Origin of the sequence: Aeromonas sp. BIGb0405 (genome assembly GCF_024807335.1) — a bacterium.
GTDB lineage: Bacteria > Pseudomonadota > Gammaproteobacteria > Enterobacterales > Aeromonadaceae > Aeromonas > Aeromonas rivuli.
This window is the reverse complement of the sequence record NZ_JANUEP010000002.1, coordinates 445,555-465,708: the sequence shown is the minus strand read 5'-3', so window position 1 is coordinate 465,708 and position 20,154 is coordinate 445,555. Positions and strand designations below refer to the sequence as shown.

Genomic DNA, 20,154 nt, shown 5'->3' with positions numbered 1-20,154 from the left:
TAGGAGTTCTTCCCATGTAGTCATGAGTAACGAGTGCAGCGAGTTCGATTGACTACTGTCAAATGTCTGTATCAGTACGTTTTTAATACAGAAATTCTACAGATACCTACTTATACATATGTACACCAGTAGTCACTCGTGGACTCGTGACTACGTGGTAAAAAGCCGTACTGCAAGCAGTTACGGCTTTTTATTTTCTTTTTATGTATTCATAACTTATTGTTATTTAATGAAAAATACTTAATAACTAGATCCAAAAATGCCTTTGGTGTTATTAGTGCTACTGCATACGACAAATGGGCGATCAAGCCCATCAGAGGCTCAGGATCTACATAATAACGGCTTCAATTAGGAAGGCTCCACGGAGTGCATACTCTACGACCAAGAAGAACACCCGCACAGAAGGATCCAAAAGGGTTCTTTTATATATTGGTTTACTTCACCAACTTCATCTATATTTTAATATTAATCAAGCTTTAATTTATATTTCCATTGGTTTTGGCATCAAAATGAATGATATTTACATGTCCTATCTGTTAGGCCAAAATGCAGAACCATTTATTTCAGGATACCCAACTGTAGAAAGTAATCCCATTACTGTTTTTAAGTATTTTTGATAGGTGTTTTGAATTTCTTTTTCTGTATTAATGATAGTTTTCATTTTTTCATGACTAAGTAAATCATCATTAGTACTAACCAAAGAACTTTCACCATCAACATAATGTTCTGTGTAGAACTTCCATTGAGGTTTCATCATATCCCCAGTAAACACATAAAGAATATCTGAACCTATGCATTTCACTTTGATACTTAGACAACCATCAATCTTATCAAGAAATGCAGTTTCAATTATTGAACTTATGTTATTTCTGATTTTATTTCTTGATTCATCAGTAATATCATTGAAGGTATCCCAGCGGATCATCCCAATGAAGTCAATCATTGTATCTTCAAAGGATCCTTTACCTTTCATGAGAATCTTCTTATCACTCAAGTTTGATATCTGTTTGATCAAACCATCCCTTTCCTTTCCTAGTTCAATCAATCTTTCAGAAAGTTCTGATATGTTACCAACACCATTCTCAACTAAAGACACTAGATTCTTTACCTTATTGGAACATGTCTCTAAAAGGTTCTGTTTAGATTCTATTGCACTTTCAATGTCAGATACATTTTGTGATGTATCCCTAGATGAATCTAAGTATTCCATAAGCAAACATATGATTATACATTGTTCAACTAGTGGTGCAGTTACCGACCATGCCGAACAACCTTTTTGTTTGTGTTTGCCGTTAACACATATATATCTTGGTTTTCCTTTGTTGAGATATCCATGCATAGTTCCCTTGCACCTAGCACAACGTAGGATACTCAAACCTGACATTAACTTTATGTTGTCTTTGTTTGGATCCCTTTTAGACTTGTGTCCATTTTGAACTCTTAATTCCTGTAGTCTCAAGAATTCACTTTCACTTTTACACAGTGCTGGATAGTAGTTTTCTAGTATGTAAGTTCTTTTTTGGACGTTTAGCGTTCGCTCCCCGATCAATGCTCTGCTTTCTCGCATACGCTTGATTACTTGATAGTCCCATTCTTTTCCATTCAGTTCATTTGGATACTGATCATCAAGGTAGCGTTTTACTTTGTATATCCCATGCCCTTCTAAGAACATATCCAATGCTTCACGGGCAATCTGCCAATACTTAGGATGGGGTTTGATTGCCTCATACTGAGAACCGCTATCATCGACCCAGAAGGGGTGTTTCCCTGCACTCTTGATGTTCACAGGCTCACCCTTCTTATGGCGTTCGATCAGGGCTTCCATGTTCCCGATGGTGCGGGCCTGTTTGGTCTTACTCTCTTCATTCGCTCGACTGAACAACAGGATACTAAGCATTAAGTCTGTGGGGTTCTGGTTTACAGACTCACTTGTATACACTCGTTTATCCATACCTGTGACGACGGTTAAGCCAAGCCGGAGCAGCTTCAGGAACAGTTCTTGAGCGGTGGTCACATCCTGCCTTGTGAGGCGGTCAAGGTTCTCAACATAAAGCCAGCTATCAGAAGGGATCGCCTTGGCCTCGACGGCCGCAATGAAGTCCCCTAGTTTCCCATCAGTGGCGTTTTTGCCTTTGAAGGCACTCACCCCAGCCTCGATAACCTCGACAAGCTCTAAGCCTTGCTGGATGGCAAATTCTTTAGCTCCTGCCATCTGCCGTTGCAGGGTTGTTCCCAATTCTTGGCGATCTGATGACCACCGGATGTAGCTGTACATTTGTGTCATGTTGTATACTCTGCGACCTTCAGCAATGTGATAGTACAAAAAAATGCCTAAGATTGGTTTTTTATCATTGGGTTGCCCCAAAAATCTGGTCGATTCCGAGCGCATCCTGACCCAGCTGCGTACCGAAGGGTACGATGTGGTGCCCAGCTATGACGATGCCGAGCTGGTAGTAGTCAACACCTGCGGTTTCATCGACAGCGCGGTACAAGAATCCCTCGAAGCGATCGGTGAGGCCCTGGCCGAGAACGGCAAGGTCATCGTCACCGGTTGCCTCGGCGCCAAGGTGGATCAGATCCGCGAGATCCACCCCAAGGTGCTCGAGATCACCGGCCCTCATGCCTATGAAGAGGTGCTCGGTCATGTCCACAAATACGTGGCCAAGCCGACCCACAACCCCTTCACCAGCCTGGTGCCGGCCCACGGCGTCAAGCTGACTCCGCGTCACTACGCCTATCTCAAGATCTCCGAAGGCTGCAACCACCGCTGCACCTTCTGCATCATCCCCTCCATGCGCGGGGATCTGGTGAGCCGTCCCATCGGCGACGTGCTGGCCGAGGCCAAGCGTCTGAAAGAGGCTGGCGTCAAGGAGCTGCTGGTGATCTCCCAGGACACCTCCGCCTACGGCGTGGACGTCAAGCACCGCACCGGTTTCTTTGATGGCATGCCGGTCAAGACCAGCATGGTGGCCCTGTGTGAAGAGCTGGCCAAGCTCGACATCTGGGTACGCCTGCACTACGTCTACCCCTACCCCCACGTGGACGACGTCATCCCGCTGATGCGCGACGGCAAGGTACTGCCCTACCTGGACATCCCGCTGCAACACGCCAGCCCGCGCATCCTGAAGCTGATGAAACGCCCGGGTACCGTCGAGCGCACCCTGGAGCGTATCCAGAAGTGGCGCGAGATCTGCCCCGAGATCACCCTGCGCTCCACCTTCATCGTCGGCTTCCCCGGCGAGACCGAAGAAGAGTTCCAGATGCTGCTGGACTTCATCGACAAGGCGGAGCTGGACCGGGTCGGCTGCTTCAAATACAGCCCGGTTGATGGCGCCAAGGCCAACGAGCTGCCGGATCCGGTGCCGGCAGATATCCAGGAAGAGCGCTTCGTGCGCTTCATGGAGCTGCAACAGCAGGTCTCCATCCGCAAGCTGGCCCGCAAGGTCGGCCAGGAGATGACGGTGCTCATCGACGAAGTGGACGAAGAGGGGGCCACCGGCCGCTCCTTCGCCGACGCCCCCGAGATCGACGGCCTGGTCTATCTCAATGGTGAAACCGGCCTCAAAGCGGGCGACATGGTCAAGGTCCGCATCGATGAAGCGGACGAATATGACCTCTGGGCCAGTCTGGTAGGCTGATCCCAGCCCCAAACACCTGTAAACCAGGCATCAATCAAGAGCCAGTCAGCGAACACTGACTGGCTCTTTTGTCTCTCTGCATGGCCGCCTCGAACAGGGGAAGGATCATCACCCGACGTTGTGCCCCGTTAATTGTCCAGATGGACGACACAGTGATTGAGTCGGCAGCAGGCCCAAGATTGCGCCTTCTTACTTGAATGGATCCATCAGAATGAAACTTTCCGCCTGTCGCTGATGTTGATTGATCATCGGCACCAACCGCTTGAAGTGCTCGGTATTGCAATGAGCATCCAGGGCCGCTCTATCTGGCCACTCCTCCATGAAGATGAAATGTCCGGGATCCTTCTGGTTAATACACAGCTCGTAAGAGATACAGCGCGGTTCTTGTCGCGTTTTTTCTATCAACTCTCGATAGAGTGGCATGACATCATCGATGTGGTCCAGGTGTATAAAATCTTGTGCAATCACTTTCAACATGGTGACAAATACCTCAGGGCTGACCGTATTCTCAGTGCGCCACATAGGAACCGTACAGCAAAGAATGACTTTACGATAACAGCAGCCAATGTAATTTAAACAGCTGGTTCACTAAGCCAACGACAGACTCTTCAATGAGTGAGGCACAATTATTTTATGCATGGGCGTGACAAAGAACATATAAACTTTACCTAAGGTATTGTTTATATGAACGACCGTAGTCACATGTACTGTTGCCTTGTCGCCATTTGGAGTGACAAGAAACGACACCTTTACATCCAGGTGTTTGTCACGGTCTTCCAGAATGACTTCATGTTGAGTGTTTTGCAATATACTAAAAATCCCGACAACATCACCATATTTGTATTCGCTGCTGGCTTTGCCGGCGTCGACACTCGTCATGCCCCCAAGTTCTTTCAAACCAAAGAATGATACCGTCGAATTCCTCAATGACATTAACCAATCAATCCAGGCTGGGGTGCCTTTTGCAACAGCATGATAAATATCCAATGCCGATTGATTTTTATAATCTATTTCAGTCGTATGGGTGTCGCAGAAATATGCGTTTTCCATATAACCCTGAATTATTGACTGTTTTGGAATATCCATTGAGACCTCGATGTTAAATGACATTGATATAATAGAGGCACAGTCAGATCAGGCCCCCAGAAGAGGAAGCCCCTTAAGGCTGTGATATTTGAGCGCCAATACAATGCAATGCCTTAATGGTATCTGCTCAATATTGGTAGTCAGCGGCACTATAATGGCTCTCTTTCCCTCAAAGCAGAAGATGCCTGGATAAATTTCTCTGAAGGTTTCAATCAGCCGTGTTTGGCAGTGAAAAAATACTTTGATGACATGCGGATCCTTTGGCTGCCAATCGATTCGAATGGTCGTCCCCCCTCTGACGAGGTAACTCGCCTCCCCCCACTTGAGGCACTCTTCAACCTCCCCTAACTGGTTTTCAATCGCAGAGTCCAGAATAAGCTGACGAACGCGCTCAAGCTGCTGCCTTGCCTCTGTCGGGTAGCCATCAAATTTCTCCTGGATATCTGAATTCATAAGCATCCTGCCACATCAAATAACTAGCTGTCATAGTGTGCTTATAGCGTATAGCGCCTTTCTATCATACGCTTATTTTAAATATTCTTCCTTGACCCCCTGAGAGCAGGTCAGAGATATTGGCGCTATTTACTGGACAGAACCAGGTCTTTTATCTTCGTTGCCTTTTCAAAATGATCGAGCCGATGCGTCATTATCCACCAGGTGGCCGCCTCCATAAGTAATTCGGGATCATCATTCCTGTTTGCGAAGAAAGCATAGAATGACAGACCCACCCCTGGTCCCTTGCTGGCAATTTTCTTGTCGCATACCTCAACGAATTTTCTTTTCAAGCTTTCTCGCATGCAGTCTCCGGCTATTATATTGTATATTCCTGCACCACTGCTTGTCGTTAACAAGGATGCAATATTTCATCTGTATGATGCCGCCTTGACTTAACCACCGTTAGGTTGCCGCCAGTGACTGTAAAATAAACTCCACACGCTCGGGTACCGAGGCCTTTGGCACTTCAATTAACGAGTAACCAAAAGTCTGGTATGCAGCGACCATTTCCAGGTAAGTATCAACAGCTTCGGCATAACTCTGCTTACGCTCTGAATCATTAGAATAGATGGACTCCCACGGCGGGAAGATAAACACATCAATGTGATATCTAGCAAGATGGCATGTGTTCAACAATGCACTGGGTATCGGCAGCCCTTCGAGTTTTGAATAGGCATATGAGTCGATAATACCTCTATCAAAGAATACCAGGCCTTGGTTGCCTTGATGGTGGCTGAAACATTCCAACTCTTCTCGTATCATCTCATCGCGAAAGGCGACCTTATCCATCCAGGGTAACGCACACCCATCTATCGCAAGTTGTTGCAAGATGACCTTGCGACCCACTTCATCCACGCACTGGTAACCGAGAGCCTTCAAGCAATCAATAGTCGTTGTTTTTCCTGACCCTGGCCCTCCGGTAAAAACGATTAAATGATTCAATCATGCCTCCATGAACGCCAATCAGATTTCAGTTGCCCTGAGAAAATAAATATCACTCATCTACATACAAAACAGTGCATATATTTCAAGGATCTGTCTAGCAATACATTCCCCGGACATGTCATAAACCATGTCGTGGGCATTATTTATAACCACGTGTCGATTTTTTTATGGCCTGTCTCACGTTTTGCATGATTGGCGTCATGATGCGTATTGGCCATGCCAACGGACAACCTCATGCCCGAACATTGGTTACCAAATGGCTATCATAACGGCCCGCCTGACGGAGGGAAGCGGGAAGAGGCGAAAATCCGAGCCGGATCAATAGCAGATTGACCGACCGAAGGCGCTGGCGTGCCAGATGGTGAGAGTCCGGGCAATCAGACCGTGCGCTCAGGGGTCTGAATACTGCCCCCTGTCCCTGTTATCCAGTTCACAATTAGTGCCGATTCAGTCTCAATACAGGCCCTATCCGCTACCATCTGAATTGACTCTCCCAGCTTAAACCCCTCTAATTGGCGTCTCGGATCTCATGCACGAACATCTTATGAAAATTCTGTTAGTCGAAGACGACAAGCTGCTCAATCATCATCTCACTACCCTGCTCGGCGAGGCGCAGAATCAGGTGCATGGCACCGACAGCGCCCAGGTGGCGTTACACTATGCCGAGGATTACCCCATCGATGTGGCCATCATCGATCTCGGCCTGCCGGACATGGATGGTCTGCAGTTGATCCGCACCCTCAGAGAGCGGCAGATCGCCTTCCCCATCATAGTGTTGACCGCCCGCGGCAACTGGCAAGACAAGGTCGAGGGGCTCGAGGCGGGGGCCGACGACTATCTGGTCAAACCCTTCCAGAAAGATGAACTGCTGGCCCGGCTCAATGCCCTGGTGCGGCGCAGCGCCGGTTTTATCTCGCCCAAGGTGCAAGGGGGGGATTACGAACTGGATCTGTCGCGCAAGGAGCTGACCATCGCCGGGGAGGTGGTGGTGCTGACCAGCTTTGAATATCTGATCCTGGAATACCTGATGCGCAATGCCCGCCAGGTGGTCTCCAAGCAGCAGCTGCTCGACCAGCTCTATGGCGATGGGGAAGGTGACCCCAATACCATAGAGGTGATGGTGAGTCGGCTGCGCAAGAAGCTGGATCCTGATGGCGAGATACAACCCATCTCCACCATCCGTCGCCAGGGTTACATCTTCAATCTCTCCTGCAGCTAAGATGGCTCTCGCCTTGTCTCTCACTGTCCAACCAGGTGAGCCCCTGGCATCGCGAGCCCATCCCCAGACTCTCACCGAGGCCAGCCCATGCCGTTGATCCGCCGCTCTCTGCTGGCCAAGCTGATGTTGAGCACCATGCTGGTCATCGCGCTCATTCTGGCCTTTGCCGTCTATGCCCTCTACCTGGCCAAACAGGAAGAGCTCGTCAAACAAACCAGCACCCAGATGCAGGAGAACCTCTCCAAGCTGTTCTCTTCCAAACTGCCCGATAATCAGGGCCAGGCCGGGTTCGATACCCTGGACAAGAATGCTGCCGATCCGAGACTAGACACCATGATCTGCCGCGCAGATGGTCAGATAAGCTGGGCCAGTCTGCACAATCCCGAGGTGCTCGAGGCCAAACCGACCCTGTGTCAGGATCTGATGAACTACCTCGGCAAGATGGATCATGACTACTTCTTCAAGCTGATCACCATCAAGAGCGGCAACAGCTACTTCATCTACAGCCTGCGTTTCATGCGCAACCATGGCCAGGGCCCCGTCACCTATTACGTGGTGATGATTGATTCGGCCACCTCGTATCAACAGCAGGTACAAGATTACCTCTACCAGTGCATGCGTCAGGCACTGCTCGCCTATGCCCTGCTCGGTGCCCTGCTGCTACTCACCAGTTTCTGGAGCCTCTCCTCACTGCGCGCCATGGCGCGCCAGCTCGATGAAATCCGCGCAGGCAAACGGGATGCCCTGTCACAAGATTACGAGCGCGAGCTGGCTCCCCTCACCGGCTCCGTCAATCAGCTGCTGGAGAACGAACGCCAGCAGACCCTGCGCTACCAGCATGCCCTCAATGATCTCGCCCACAGTTTGAAGACCCGATTAGCGCTCATACAGATGACGACGCAAGATGTCGCAATGAGCAAGGAGTTGCACGAAAACATCAATGAACAAATTTTAACCATGGATCAGATGGTCCAGTATCAGCTGCGCCGAGCCGTGACTGGCCGAAAACGCCTCGCTGGCAAGGGGACAGAACCCGTGCCGCTCATCGAAAAACTGCTGGCCAGCCTCGCCAAGGTGTACCGCCACAAGAAGCTGCAGACCCGTTTCCTGTTTGACGACGACGTCTTCTTCCATGGGGAACAGGGGGATCTGATGGAGCTGATGGGCAACCTGCTCGATAACGCCTGCAAGTTCGCCATCAGCGAGATCCGGGTCCAGGTGCGCCGTCAGGACAATGGCTTGCTGATCGAGGTCGAGGATGATGGCCCAGGCATAGAGCCGAGCAAGTCGCAGCAGATATTCCAACGAGGGGTGCGCGCCGACACCTCGCCGGGTCAGGGCATTGGCTTGGCCGTGGTCACCGAGATAGTGCACAGCTATGGCGGCGAAATCCGGGTGGATGAATCCCCCCTCGGCGGGGCCAGATTTCAGCTGAAACTGCCTCAATGATTCACATTTGAAGATTTTATGACCTGAAAACAAGGCGTTAAGCCACAATCTTATGCAAAATTGCTCCATGTGGAGCGTGGAAAATGTACCCTATATGTGACATAACTAGAGCCATTCTCTGCCGCACGGAAGCGATAGCCATGGCCAAGCCCTTTTCATCTGCAATTCTCAGACCCCATCAACAGATGCTGGCCCTGGAGCCACGCATTCTGTTCGATGGCGCAGCCGCCGTCGCCGTTGACCATCAGAGCCAGGATAATCAGGACGCATCCCAGACAGCGCCTGATCACGCCGAGCCGAATCAAAGCGGCCAACCCCGCCAGTTGCTGGTCGTCGATGCCCGTATCGAGCAGGCCAGCGAGCTGACCAAGCACCTCGGCAGCAACGTCAGCCTGCTTGTCATCGACAGCAACACCGACGCCCTGAGTGCCATAGGCGCCAAACTGGCCGAGCTGGGCCAGGTCGATGCCATCCAGATCCTCTCCCACGGCGCCGCCGGACAGTTCACTCTGGGGGATCGCACCCTCACGGCCGATAGCCTGACCAGCGTCTCCCAACAGTTGCAAGGCTGGCAAAGCCATCTGAGCGATGATGCAGATATTCAGCTGTACGGTTGCAGAGTCGGTGCGGGCGATGCGGGTCAGGCCTTGGTCAGCGCCCTGGCCAAGTGGACCGGTGCCGATGTAGCGGCCTCCAGCGATGATACCGGCGCCAGGGAGAAGGGTGGCGATTGGGATCTGGAGGTGCGTAGCGGCCTCATCGAACAACCCCTGGCCCTCAGCCGGGAGGCCGTACAAGCTTTTGACAGCCTGCTTGCCAATGCCAGTCCCGAGACCAGCCTGAGCCAGGGCAGTTCGGATGTGCTGCTCGGTGACAGCTTCGAATTCACCGTTAACCTCAGCAACGGATCCAGCCAGGTAGGCTATGCCCCCTATGTGGATCTCTATCTGCCCAGCACCGGCAAGGATGGCGACGATGGCATCAGTTTCGTCAAGGCAACCTACCTGGATCAGACCCTGAAGTTCCATCAGGTCACCTTCGATGCCTCGGGCAACGCGACTCATCCCCTCGCGGTCGACAACAATGGTAATCCGCTCATCATCAGGGCCAGCGATGTCGGGCTCAGGGCCGGGGATACCATGATAGTGCTGGAGATCCCCTTTGGCAGCCTGAGCCAGGGGCAGCCGGACATCGCCATCGATGTCACGGCGCGTCTGAGCAATCTGGCCGATACCAGCTACTCCAATGGCTCGCCAGCCCTGACCATAGGGACGCGCAGTGGCTTCCAGTTCGGCAATGACTCCCTCAACAACCCCCAGGCTGACCCCAGCCTGGTCGAGAGCAGCATTCATACCTTTGTGGTCAACCCGACGGTTATCAGCTTCGAGCAGAGCCTTGATATGCGCGAAGGAGAGACCGCCACCGGGCCCAACTTCAACCATACCCTGACCCTGACCGCCATCCCGGCCGATGGCCAGCCCTTGAGCAATGTGGTTATCAGCCAGACTCTGCCGCCTAATATGCAGGTGACTGCCATCATCCCTGGTGCCAATGGCACCCTGACCTCCATCACCCTCTCCGATGGTCGCGTCATCACCAACCCGGCCCTGATGGATGCCGCCATCAATAGTGACAGCCTCTTTATCAGCGCCTTCACGGTCGAATACAGCACGCTGACAATGGCGACCGACACGCAGGTCAAGTTCTACGTGCCCGATACCGATGCCAATGGTGAGCAGGTGATAGACCCCAACAGCGGCGATGCGGTGCAGATAGTGATCGACGCTCCCACTGGCAAGGGTGAGTGGGTGCCTCTCGATGGCCGGGATGTCACGGCACCGGCCACCAGCATCGATTTTGCAGGCCAAGGTGACACAGTGACCTTCACTGCCCGCTCCATCACCCTGCAAAAAGATGTCACCTTGAGCGTCGATGGCGGCAAGGCGGGCATCAGTCCGGGAGATACCCTGGATTACAGGGTCAATATGGCACTGTCTGATTACTTTGCCTTTGGCAAAACCACCTTCGGCGAAGGTCAGTTTGTGGTCACCGACACCCTGAGTGATGGTCAGACCCTGACCGGTGTCCCGACCCTGACCCTGTTTCGCAATGGCAGCGCCACAGGCGAGACCATCACCCTGGTCTACACTGCCACCCTCAATGCCGATGGCACCACCAGCATCACCTTCGACATCGGCCAGTCCCTGGCCAATGCCAATCAACTCATCAGCTGGCTGGCCGGCGATCTTGCCCTGAATGACAGTCAGCAGCAGGGTGCCACCCTGGCGCTGCTGAGCTACAGCGCCCTGATCAGCCAACGCTATACCCCCCCGGCCGGTAATCCCCAGAGCGAGATCAATGAGGGGGATGCCATTGGCAACAGCGCCAGCGTCACCGCCACCATAGTCGAAAGCAGCATCAACCTGACCGGCGGTAGCGAGTCCGACAGCTCCCAGACCACCACCCGCATCCCCACCAGCCAGGTTGTCATCGATCTGGTCGATATCAATGGGGGCGCGAATCCCGGAGGCGCCGTCGAGCTGCACCCCGGCGACGAGGTCACCTTCCAGCTCAGTTACGATCTGGTGACCGGGGACTATGAACAGTTCAAACTCACCGCCTATCTGCCCCTGCCCCTGTTCGATCTCAGCGGCATCAACTGGTCCGAAGGCAGCGGCGTCGGCCAATGGCACTTCGGCAGCGGTGACACCAACCTGGGCAATATCATCAGTGTCACCAATGGGCCGGGCAACTCGCTCATCTTCGACTTCGGTAGCTATGACACCAGTGATCTGAACGGCACCCGCATCGAAATACAGTTCACCCTCACCGTTGGCGATCAACCCTTTGCCGACCAGCGCGAGCTCGATGTGCTGGCCCAGTCGAGTCAGGTGACCACCCTCGACAAGACCCAGCTCAGCAGTTCGGACGTCACCGTCATTACCTCCATCGCCGAACCGGATCTCGCCATCGGCCACGGTGTCGTCTCATCGAACAACGGCACGGTGAGCGGTACCACGGGTAGCTGGCATCAACCGGGCAGTGGCGGCATGCCCTTCACTGGCACAGTCACCGATATCAATGCGGTGAATGGCAATGTCAGTGGCATAGATGGCGGTGATGCCCTGCGCCTGGCGACCGCCATTGAAAACCGCGGTGGTGGCGGCGCCTTCGATGTCGTCACCAGCATCAATCTGCCCGCCGGCCTCTCCTTCCTGAATGGCACCCTGGCCGATGCCAATCTGAAGATCTACCGTGGAGATGGCAGCCTGCTTGTACTGGGTACCGATTATCAGGTGAACGGCAACACCATCAGCTTCCTCGATGCGGGGGGGCAAGCCACCTTGCTGGCAGGACGCGATGGCACCGCTGCCGACCTGGCTGGCAGCAACCTGGTGATCATCACTTACGATGTGACGGTTGCCGACAACATCAATGCCAGCAGCACCCTGGAGACCAGCGCTGTGCTGAGCAACTATGCCAGCATTGATAACGGTGATGACTTCACCCCCACCGACTTGACGGAGACGGCAAGCGAGCAAGTCGCCGCCCCCACCATCAGCATCGATTTCACCGGCGGCAATGCAGGCAACGCCTCCAGCGCGGGCCATACCTCGGGCGCCAATCTGGTGATTGGCGAGAGCATGGGTTACGACATAGTGGTGACCCTGCCCGAGGGCAGCACCCAGCAGCTCAACATTGACAACCTCATTCCGCCCGGCTTCAAGCTCGATACCAGCTACAACGGCGGCAAGGGTTATGACCTGATCCTCACCGGATTTGGCGGCTCGGTCAGTGACCCTCTCCTCAGTGGAATAGGGGGGACTATCGGCAGCAACGGTGTCGATGCCCGTTTCAGCTTCAGTGTCAGCGGCGCCAATGCCGATGACAACGCAGGGAACAACAGCTTCACCATCAGGGTCAGGCTCATCGCCGATAACGTGCTCAGCAATCAGGACGGCACCACCCTCAGCAATGGCGCCGTCCTGCACTATCAGGATCCCGATGGCGACCTAGCCGGTGGTGCGGCACTGGTGCGAGACATCACTGCGACCCCGGCCCCCAATGCCATTATTCAGGAGCCCAAGCTCACCGTCAGCCAGGACCTGCTGATCACGCCGCCGCCCTATGGCTTCCAGCAAGGGGATGACGTCAGTGTCAAGATAGTGATCAGCAACAATGGGCCTCTGGATGCCTTCGACATCCGCTTGAGCGATCTGCTGCCCAGCCAGCTCAGCAACTACAGCCTGGACTCGGTCATCTATGATGGCGTCGATGTCAGCAGCCAGTTCGAGATAGTGGGCGGCCAATTGCAGACCAAGGCCAATGCCAATCTCGATATCGCCGTGGGCAAGCAACTGACCCTGGTGATCAGCGGGGTAGTCAATGCCAGCGCCACCAACTTGGCCCAGCTTCCCAACCAGGTCGAAGTCCAATGGACCAGCCTCGATGGCAGTGTCGGCACCAGCGCCGACCCCGCCGGTGAGCGCACCGGCGCCGATGGTGTACCGGGTAGTGACGTGCTCAATGACTATCGAGCCGTCAGCCAGGGGCTGATCCCCATCGCCAGCGGCATCTTTATCTCCCGGGTGGGTGGTGTCACCGAAACCGGCGGTGGTGCCACCAATGCCAGCCATGAACAGGTCACGGTCGGCGAGATCATCCGCTACAAGGTGGTGGCCCTGCTCCCGCAAGGGGAGAATGACAACTATGAATTGCGGATAAGCCTGCCCAAGGGGCTCAGCTTCATCGACAAGGATCAGGTGCGCCTCGCCCTCATCTCCAATGGCGGTCTGACCAGCAGCTTGAGCGGCACCGCCATCACGGGTGCCGATGTCACTGGCGACGAGACCAGCAGCGCCGCCCAGGCTATCTCCTCCACCCTGGCCAACGAGTTAACCGGGCTGCTGGCCGCTGGCCAGATAGAGATAGTGACCGATGCCGATGGCAACCAGACCATTATCTTCCGGTTGGGCGACATCAGTAACCTCGATGCCGATCTCGATCAGGAAGGGATCGCCATCGAGTTCAACGTGCGGGTCGATAACAGCCTGGGCAACCAGGCTGGTACCCAGCTTGAGGTCAGCGCCAAGGATTATATTGGTGTCGATCCCGACAACCTGGTGCAGCGCGGTATCAGCCAAGTGGTCTATCAGGACATCATTGAGCCTGGTTTTGCCAACCTCGACAAAGAGGTGATCGCCTTTAACCCCAACCCGGCAGGCAATACCGGCAGCGCCGTGGTGCAGATAAGCTTCGAGCAGAATGGGGGCATGACCGCCTTCGAGCCTCGCCTGACCGATGGTTTCCCCGGTGGCAGCAACTATGCCCTCAACAGCCTGATCATAGAGCTGGGCGGTACAACGTATACCTATGACAGCAGCGACAGCGGCAACAACTTTGGTCTGCCACCCGGCGTCATCATCAGTGTCACCCAAGGGGGCAGTTTTGCCGTCGACTTCTCTCAGTTGGATGCAGGGGCCAAGGTGACCCTGGTCTATCAGGTCGACTTGCCAAACGGCGCGACCATTGCCGGCACCGATGCCAGCCTGAGCTGGTCCAGCCTGCCGGACAGCTTCACAACCTGGGGTGGCGACAACGTTGGCGTTGACGGTACCGCCGGCGGCGAGCGTACCGGCCAGGATGGTCAGGGCAATACCCTCAACAACTACGTGCTCACCAGCGCAGCCGGGCTCGGGATCATCAGCGGCACCCTCTGGAATGACACTGCCAGCGCCACCGCCAGCACCAGCCCCGATGGCCCGGGGCTTGCCAATCAGACGGTGACCCTGGTCTGGGGCGGCTTGGATAACGACTTGACCACCACTGGTGATAACCAGAGCTTTGTCACCACTACGGATGGCAGCGGCCACTTCTCATTCGGCATACTGCCTTCGGGCGTCTATCGCCTCGACGGACCGGCTGGCACCACCATCACCGATGCCAGCGCGGGCACCTTGCAGGTCCGCATCGACAGCGATGGTGGCGACCTGGGTCAGGTTGGCATAGCGCTCACCGAATCAGGGATAAACACTGGCCAGTATGAAGATGGGGCCAATATCGGTTATGTGGAACTCAACGATGCCCCCACCCTGGGCAACACCACCCCTGCCCAGAGCGTGGATGAGGATCTCGACCTGGCGCTGGTTGGCCTCTCGGTCGCCGACATAGATGCGGGCAGCGGCGCCCTGACCCTCACCCTGACAGTGGGTCATGGGGTGCTTTCTCTGGGCAGTGCGACTGGCCTGAATGTCGTCACCAATAATGGCGGCGCCCAGCTGGTGCTGACCGGCAATTTGGCCGCCCTCAATGCCGCCCTGCTGACCCTCAACTACCGTGGCAATCAGGATTTCAACGGCACTGATACCCTCTCTGTCCTGGTCAATGACAATGGCCAGTTTGGTGACAAGCTCGATGGTGACGGCACTCCCGGCAACGCCGAGGATGCCCTGACTGCCACCACCAGCATCCTCATCACCATCAATCCGGTCAATGACACCCCCGTTGCCAACAACGACAGCGCCACCGCCATCGAGGCCGGTGGTACGGCCAACACAGTGCCTGGCAATGACCCTCAGGGAAACCTGATCAGCAATGACACCGATGTGGATATCGCCACCAATGGCGACATCTTGCACCTGGGACTGGTTGCCAGTGTGGCCACCGGCAACAGTGCCACCCCAAACTCGGTCGATAATCCCGTCACTGTTGAGGGCAAATACGGCACCCTCTATCTGTTGACCGGGGGCGGTTACCGTTATGTGGTCGACAACAGCAATCCAGAGGTGGAGGCCCTGCGGCTCAGTGGCGACACCCTGACCGAGCAGTTCGATTATCAACTGCTGGATATCGACGGTGCCAGCAGCCAGGCCAGTCTCATCATCACCATCCAGGGGGCCAACGATGCCCCTGTGGCCAGCGATGACATCGGCAGTGCCACCGAGCAGGGAGTCGGCCAGGCAGGCACCAATGCCACCGGCAATGTGCTGGGCAACGACAGCGACATCGATAGCGGGGACAGCAGCCACGTCAGCAAGGTGGCTCTGGGGCCGGACACCAATCTCAGCCAGATAACCGACGTGCCAGCAGGCAGCACCAGCGCCAATGGCGCCGTGATCATCGGTCTGTACGGCACCCTGACCCTGGGTGCCGATGGCAGCTATCGCTACGTGATTGACAACAGCAATGCCACCGTCCAGGCACTGCGGGCAGGAGACACCCTCACCGAGACCTTCAGCTACAGAGCCACGGATCTTGGCAACCTCAATGATATCGCCGCCCTGGTCATCACCATCAATGGCACCAACGATGCCCCCGTGGCGGTGGATGATACGGGGTCGGCCGTCGAGGCGGGAGGGATCAACAATGCCACGCCGGGCAGCGATGCCAGCGGCAATGTGCTCGACAATGACACAGACCCGGATGCAAGCAACCTCAACGAGACCCAAACCGTCAGCGCGGTGCGCACCGGTACTACCAGCGGCACGGGCACCGCTGGCACCCTGGGCAACCCGCTCAAGGGCACCTATGGCTGGCTCACCCTCAATGCCAACGGCAGTTATGACTATGAGATAGATAACAGCCTGGCGGCGGTGCAGGCTCTGCGCCTGTTGGGCAATACCCTGACAGACAGCTTTACCTATACCTTGATCGATGCCGCAGGCGCCACCAGCCAGGCCAACATCACCATCACCCTTCAGGGGGCCAACGATGCCCCCACGGCCGTCGCCGATGCAGGCACCGCCATCGAGGCGGGCGGCCTCAACAACGGCATCGCTGGCACCAATCCAGTCGGCAATGTGCTCGGCAACGACACGGATCCGGATCAAAATGGTGAGCAGCTCACCGTGACCGGCGCCAGTTTCGGTGCCAGCAACGCCGCCCCCGGCACAGCCCTCAACGGGCTCTATGGCACCCTCACCCTCAACGCGGATGGCAGTTATCGCTATGTACTCGACAACAGCAATGCCGACGTACAAAAGCTGCTGCCAGGGGAAACCCTCACCGAGCTCTTCGACTACCAGATAACGGATCTGGGCGGCCAGATCAGCGCCTCGACCCTGACCATCACCATTGAAGGGCGTAATGACAGCCCGGTAGCAGTCAATGATACCGGCACAGCAGTCGAGGCGGGAGGCGTCAATAACGCCACCCTGGGCAGCAATGCCACCGGCAATGTGCTGGGCAACGACACCGACCCCGAGTCCGCCAACGTCGATGAGCGTCAGAGTGTCACGACAGTGAGCACCGGCAGTGGCACCGCGGGCACCCTGGGCAGTCCGCTCAGGGGCACCTACGGCTGGCTCACCCTCAACAGTGATGGCAACTACACCTATGAGGTCGATAACAGCCTGGCGACGGTGCAGGCCCTGCGCCTGTCGGGCAATACCCTGAGTGACGGCTTTAGCTACACCATGGTTGATGCCAATGGCGCCAGCAGTTCGGCCAACATCACCATCACCATTCAGGGGGCCAATGATGCCCCCACTGCCGTCGCCGATGCAGGCACCGCCATCGAGGCCGGTGGCCTCAACAATGGTACCGCAGGTAGCAACCCAACCGGCAATGTGCTCAGCAACGACACGGATCCGGATCGCTACGGTGAGCAACCCACCGTCACCGGCGTCAGTTTCACTGGCAACAACGCCGCCCCCGGCACGGCCCTCAACGGGCTCTATGGCACCCTTACCCTCAACGCGGATGGCAGTTACAGCTATGTACTCGACAACAGCAATGCCGATGTGCAAAAGCTGCGGCCAGGGGAGACGCTCAGCGAGGTATTCGACTATCAGATGAGGGATCTGGCTGGCTTGGTCAGCGCGTCGACTCTGACCATCACCATTCAGGGCCGCAATGACACACCGGTGGCAGCCAATGATACCGGCACAGCCGTCGAGGCGGGGGGTGTCAACAACACCACCCCAGGCAACAATGCCACCGGCAATGTGCTGGACAACGACACTGACCCCGATTCGGCCAATGGCAGCGAGACGAAAACTGTCAATACAGTACGTACCGGTACCACCACGGGCGCGGGCACCACGGGAACGCTGGGCAACCAGCTCAGAGGCACCTATGGCTGGCTCACCCTCAACGCCAACGGCAGCTACACCTATGTGATCGACAACAGCCTGGCGGCGGTGCAAGCCCTGCGTACCAGCGCCGATATCCTGATAGACCGTTTCAGCTACAGCATGGGCGATGCCAGTGGTGTCACCAGCGCGGCCAATCTGACCATCCGCATCGAAGGGGCCAACGATGCCCCCCTGGCCCAGAACAATATCGGTATCGCCGTGGCCGACAATGGCGCAGGCAATGTCAGCAACCCCAGTGGCAATCTGCTTACCAATGACAGAGATGTCGATCAGGGGGACAGCCTGACCCTGACGGCAGGCCGCACCGGTGAAGAGCAGGCCGGTGGCAGCCTGGCCCCCGTCACTCAAGGCTCCCCTCTGGTCTTGACCGGCCAGTACGGCACCCTGACGCTCTACCTCGACGGCCACTACCAATATGTGCTGGATATCAACAATGGCGATGTGCAAGGCCTGGCCCCCCTGCAGACCCTGAGAGACAACTTCACCTATCAGGCACAGGATCTCGCTGGCGGCGTCGACCTGGCCCAGCTCAGCATCATCATACGGGGACGCAACGATGCCCCCGTCGCCAACCCGGATCAGGCTCAGGTGATAGAGGCAGGTGGGCTCAATAACGGCCAGCCGGGTCTTGATCCCAGTGGCAACGTGCTTGGCAACGATACCGATCTGGAAGGGGATGCCCTGACGGTGACCGGGGTCCAGAACAGCAGTGGCCAGGGGGCAAGTCTCGGCACCGTATTGCATGGTCGCTATGGGGATCTGGTGATGAATGCCGATGGCAGCTGGCACTACAGCCTGGATAACAGCCTGGCCGAGGTGCAGGCTCTGCGCGGCCCCAATCAGACCCTGGTCGAGGTCTTCAGCTATCAGATTGAAGATATCTGGGGGGTCGGCAGCGCCAGCACTCTGACCCTGACCATTCGCGGCAGCAACGACACCCCCATCGCCGTCGATGACACCACCACCGCCATTGAAACCGGTGGCGTTCACAACACAGGCGCCGGTCTGGATCCCGGTGGCAATGTGCTGGATAACGATACCGACGTGGACAGCCAGGCCAATGGAGAAACCAAGGCGGTGCTCACCGTCACCAGCGCCGCCGGTGTCAGCGTCAATGCGGGCCAGACTCTGCAGGGGCGCTATGGTCAGCTGATCCTCAATAGCGACGGCAGCTATCAGTATCTGGTCGACAATGACAATCCCGAGGTAGAGGCGCTGCGCTCGGCCAACCAGACCCTCACCGAAGTATTCAGCTACCGGATGCGTGACCAGGCAGGGGCCTTCTCGGAAGCGCGGCTGACCGTCGTCATCCAGGGTGCCAATGACAATCCCGTCGCCCAGGATGACAGCTCGCTCGCCAATGATCAGGTTCAACCCCCTCATACCTCCGGCAATGTGCTGCCCAACGACAGCGATGTCGATGCCAATGATCCCCTGCGGGTCACAGGGGTGCGCAGTGGCACCGAGAGCGGCAGTGGCCAGGCAGGTCAACTCGGCCAACCCCTGGCCGGTCGCTACGGCTGGCTCACCCTCAATGGGGATGGCAGTTACAGCTACACCATTGACCTGACCAACAGGGAAGTGCTGGCCGCCGCAGGTTTGGGACAGGTGCTGCAGGATGTGTTCACTTACACCCTGATTGATGGCAGCGATGCCACCGACCTGGCCCAGCTGGTGATCCATCTGGACATCTCCGCGCCCTACGTGCCGCCTCCCGAAAAAGGAGGGGTTGGCCCCCATCGGCTCGACAGGGAGATAGACAATGATCGGCAGACGGGGCTACCCGATATCACGCCAGCCATCTTCATCACCCCAGTGGTGCAACGGGTCGGACTGGGGCTCGATGCCAGCGGCGATCGCTCCGACGGCAGCCAGCTGTTCTTCGGCATGCCCCCCGAGATCCGCAGCCAGAGCATCGGTCAGGGCCTTGGCCAGATAGAGGGTACCTTCGTCGGTCAGAGCGTGCAGGAGAGCGCCATGGCGCAGGAGCTGGATCTTGCCAGCTTCCTCGGCCGCCATGGCCGGGTCGATCTCAATGCCGATGGCTTGCTCAGTGACGAATCGGTGTTTGCCCTGACGCCACAAGACATGAAGGCCCCCTCGTCCCAGGGCGAGCGGCCGACCAAAGCCAACAGCTTTACCAGACAACTACAAGAAGCCGCCGGGCGTTCCGCCCAGCCCAAAGGGGACAATCAACCCTTTGTGACCAATTCAGGCGTTTGATTCT

10 protein-coding genes are annotated in these 20,154 nt (G+C 55.9%); 4 read left to right on the top strand and 6 right to left on the bottom strand.

Translation table 11 applies throughout. The annotated features are described in order from the left end of the window. Positions 1–529 precede the first annotated feature (529 nt). Positions 530–2,275, bottom strand: a complete 1,746-nt coding sequence (locus M2366_RS06895; RefSeq protein WP_259269279.1) for a recombinase family protein — start codon at positions 2,273–2,275, stop codon at positions 530–532. A gap of 52 nt (positions 2,276–2,327) precedes the next feature. On the opposite strand from M2366_RS06895, the gene rimO reads away from it, so the two are divergent. Beyond that, positions 2,328–3,638: a 30S ribosomal protein S12 methylthiotransferase RimO gene (gene rimO, locus M2366_RS06890; RefSeq protein ID WP_259269278.1), complete on the top strand. Its 1,311-nt coding sequence runs from the start codon at positions 2,328–2,330 to the stop codon at positions 3,636–3,638. A gap of 189 nt (positions 3,639–3,827) precedes the next feature. On the opposite strand, the gene M2366_RS06885 is transcribed toward rimO, so the two are convergent. From M2366_RS06885 to M2366_RS06865, 5 genes are all read right to left on the bottom strand, one after another. Beyond that, positions 3,828–4,115, bottom strand: coding sequence for a putative quinol monooxygenase (locus M2366_RS06885; RefSeq protein ID WP_259269277.1), 288 nt, complete (start codon positions 4,113–4,115; stop codon positions 3,828–3,830). A 111-nt stretch (positions 4,116–4,226) separates the two neighbouring features. Beyond that, entirely contained in the window at positions 4,227–4,724 is a 498-nt protein-coding gene (locus M2366_RS06880) for a DUF2867 domain-containing protein (protein ID WP_259269276.1), read from the bottom strand. 48 nt (positions 4,725–4,772) lie between these two features. Then, positions 4,773–5,177: a DUF1801 domain-containing protein gene (locus M2366_RS06875; protein WP_042040580.1), complete on the bottom strand. Its 405-nt coding sequence runs from the start codon at positions 5,175–5,177 to the stop codon at positions 4,773–4,775. A gap of 125 nt (positions 5,178–5,302) precedes the next feature. Continuing rightward, entirely contained in the window at positions 5,303–5,521 is a 219-nt protein-coding gene (locus M2366_RS06870) for a DUF6500 family protein (RefSeq protein WP_259235629.1), read from the bottom strand. A 100-nt stretch (positions 5,522–5,621) separates the two neighbouring features. Continuing rightward, positions 5,622–6,161, bottom strand: a complete 540-nt coding sequence (locus M2366_RS06865) for an ATP-binding protein (RefSeq protein WP_259269275.1) — start codon at positions 6,159–6,161, stop codon at positions 5,622–5,624. Between the two features lie 547 nt (positions 6,162–6,708). Here M2366_RS06865 and M2366_RS06860 point away from each other — a divergent pair. The 3 genes from M2366_RS06860 to M2366_RS06850 all read left to right on the top strand — a co-directional run bounded on the left by M2366_RS06860 (position 6,709) and on the right by M2366_RS06850 (position 20,150). After that, positions 6,709–7,383 carry a response regulator transcription factor gene (locus M2366_RS06860; RefSeq protein WP_042040583.1) on the top strand — a complete coding sequence of 225 codons (675 nt, stop codon included), beginning with the start codon at positions 6,709–6,711 and terminating at the stop codon, positions 7,381–7,383. A gap of 87 nt (positions 7,384–7,470) precedes the next feature. Beyond that, positions 7,471–8,832 (top strand): ATP-binding protein, encoded by a 1,362-nt coding sequence (locus tag M2366_RS06855; RefSeq protein ID WP_224430914.1) that lies wholly within the window; start codon positions 7,471–7,473, stop codon positions 8,830–8,832. Positions 8,833–8,972: 140 nt separating this feature from the next. Further along, the gene (locus M2366_RS06850) at positions 8,973–20,150 is read left to right on the top strand and encodes a VCBS domain-containing protein (RefSeq protein ID WP_259269274.1); all 11,178 of its coding nucleotides are present in this window, start codon (positions 8,973–8,975) and stop codon (positions 20,148–20,150) included. Positions 20,151–20,154: the final 4 nt, after the last annotated feature.

Excerpts from the sequence above, each read along its gene's own strand:
- M2366_RS06895 (WP_259269279.1), bottom strand. The coding sequence starts at position 2,275 with ATGTACAGCTACATCCGGTGGTCATCAGATCGCCAAGAATTGGGAACA.
- rimO (WP_259269278.1), top strand. The coding sequence starts at position 2,328 with ATGCCTAAGATTGGTTTTTTATCATTGGGTTGCCCCAAAAATCTGGTC.
- M2366_RS06885 (WP_259269277.1), bottom strand. The coding sequence starts at position 4,115 with ATGTTGAAAGTGATTGCACAAGATTTTATACACCTGGACCACATCGAT.
- M2366_RS06880 (WP_259269276.1), bottom strand. The coding sequence starts at position 4,724 with ATGGATATTCCAAAACAGTCAATAATTCAGGGTTATATGGAAAACGCA.
- M2366_RS06875 (WP_042040580.1), bottom strand. The coding sequence starts at position 5,177 with ATGAATTCAGATATCCAGGAGAAATTTGATGGCTACCCGACAGAGGCA.
- M2366_RS06870 (WP_259235629.1), bottom strand. The coding sequence starts at position 5,521 with ATGCGAGAAAGCTTGAAAAGAAAATTCGTTGAGGTATGCGACAAGAAA.
- M2366_RS06860 (WP_042040583.1), top strand. The coding sequence starts at position 6,709 with ATGAAAATTCTGTTAGTCGAAGACGACAAGCTGCTCAATCATCATCTC.
- M2366_RS06855 (WP_224430914.1), top strand. The coding sequence starts at position 7,471 with ATGCCGTTGATCCGCCGCTCTCTGCTGGCCAAGCTGATGTTGAGCACC.
- M2366_RS06850 (WP_259269274.1), top strand. The coding sequence starts at position 8,973 with ATGGCCAAGCCCTTTTCATCTGCAATTCTCAGACCCCATCAACAGATG.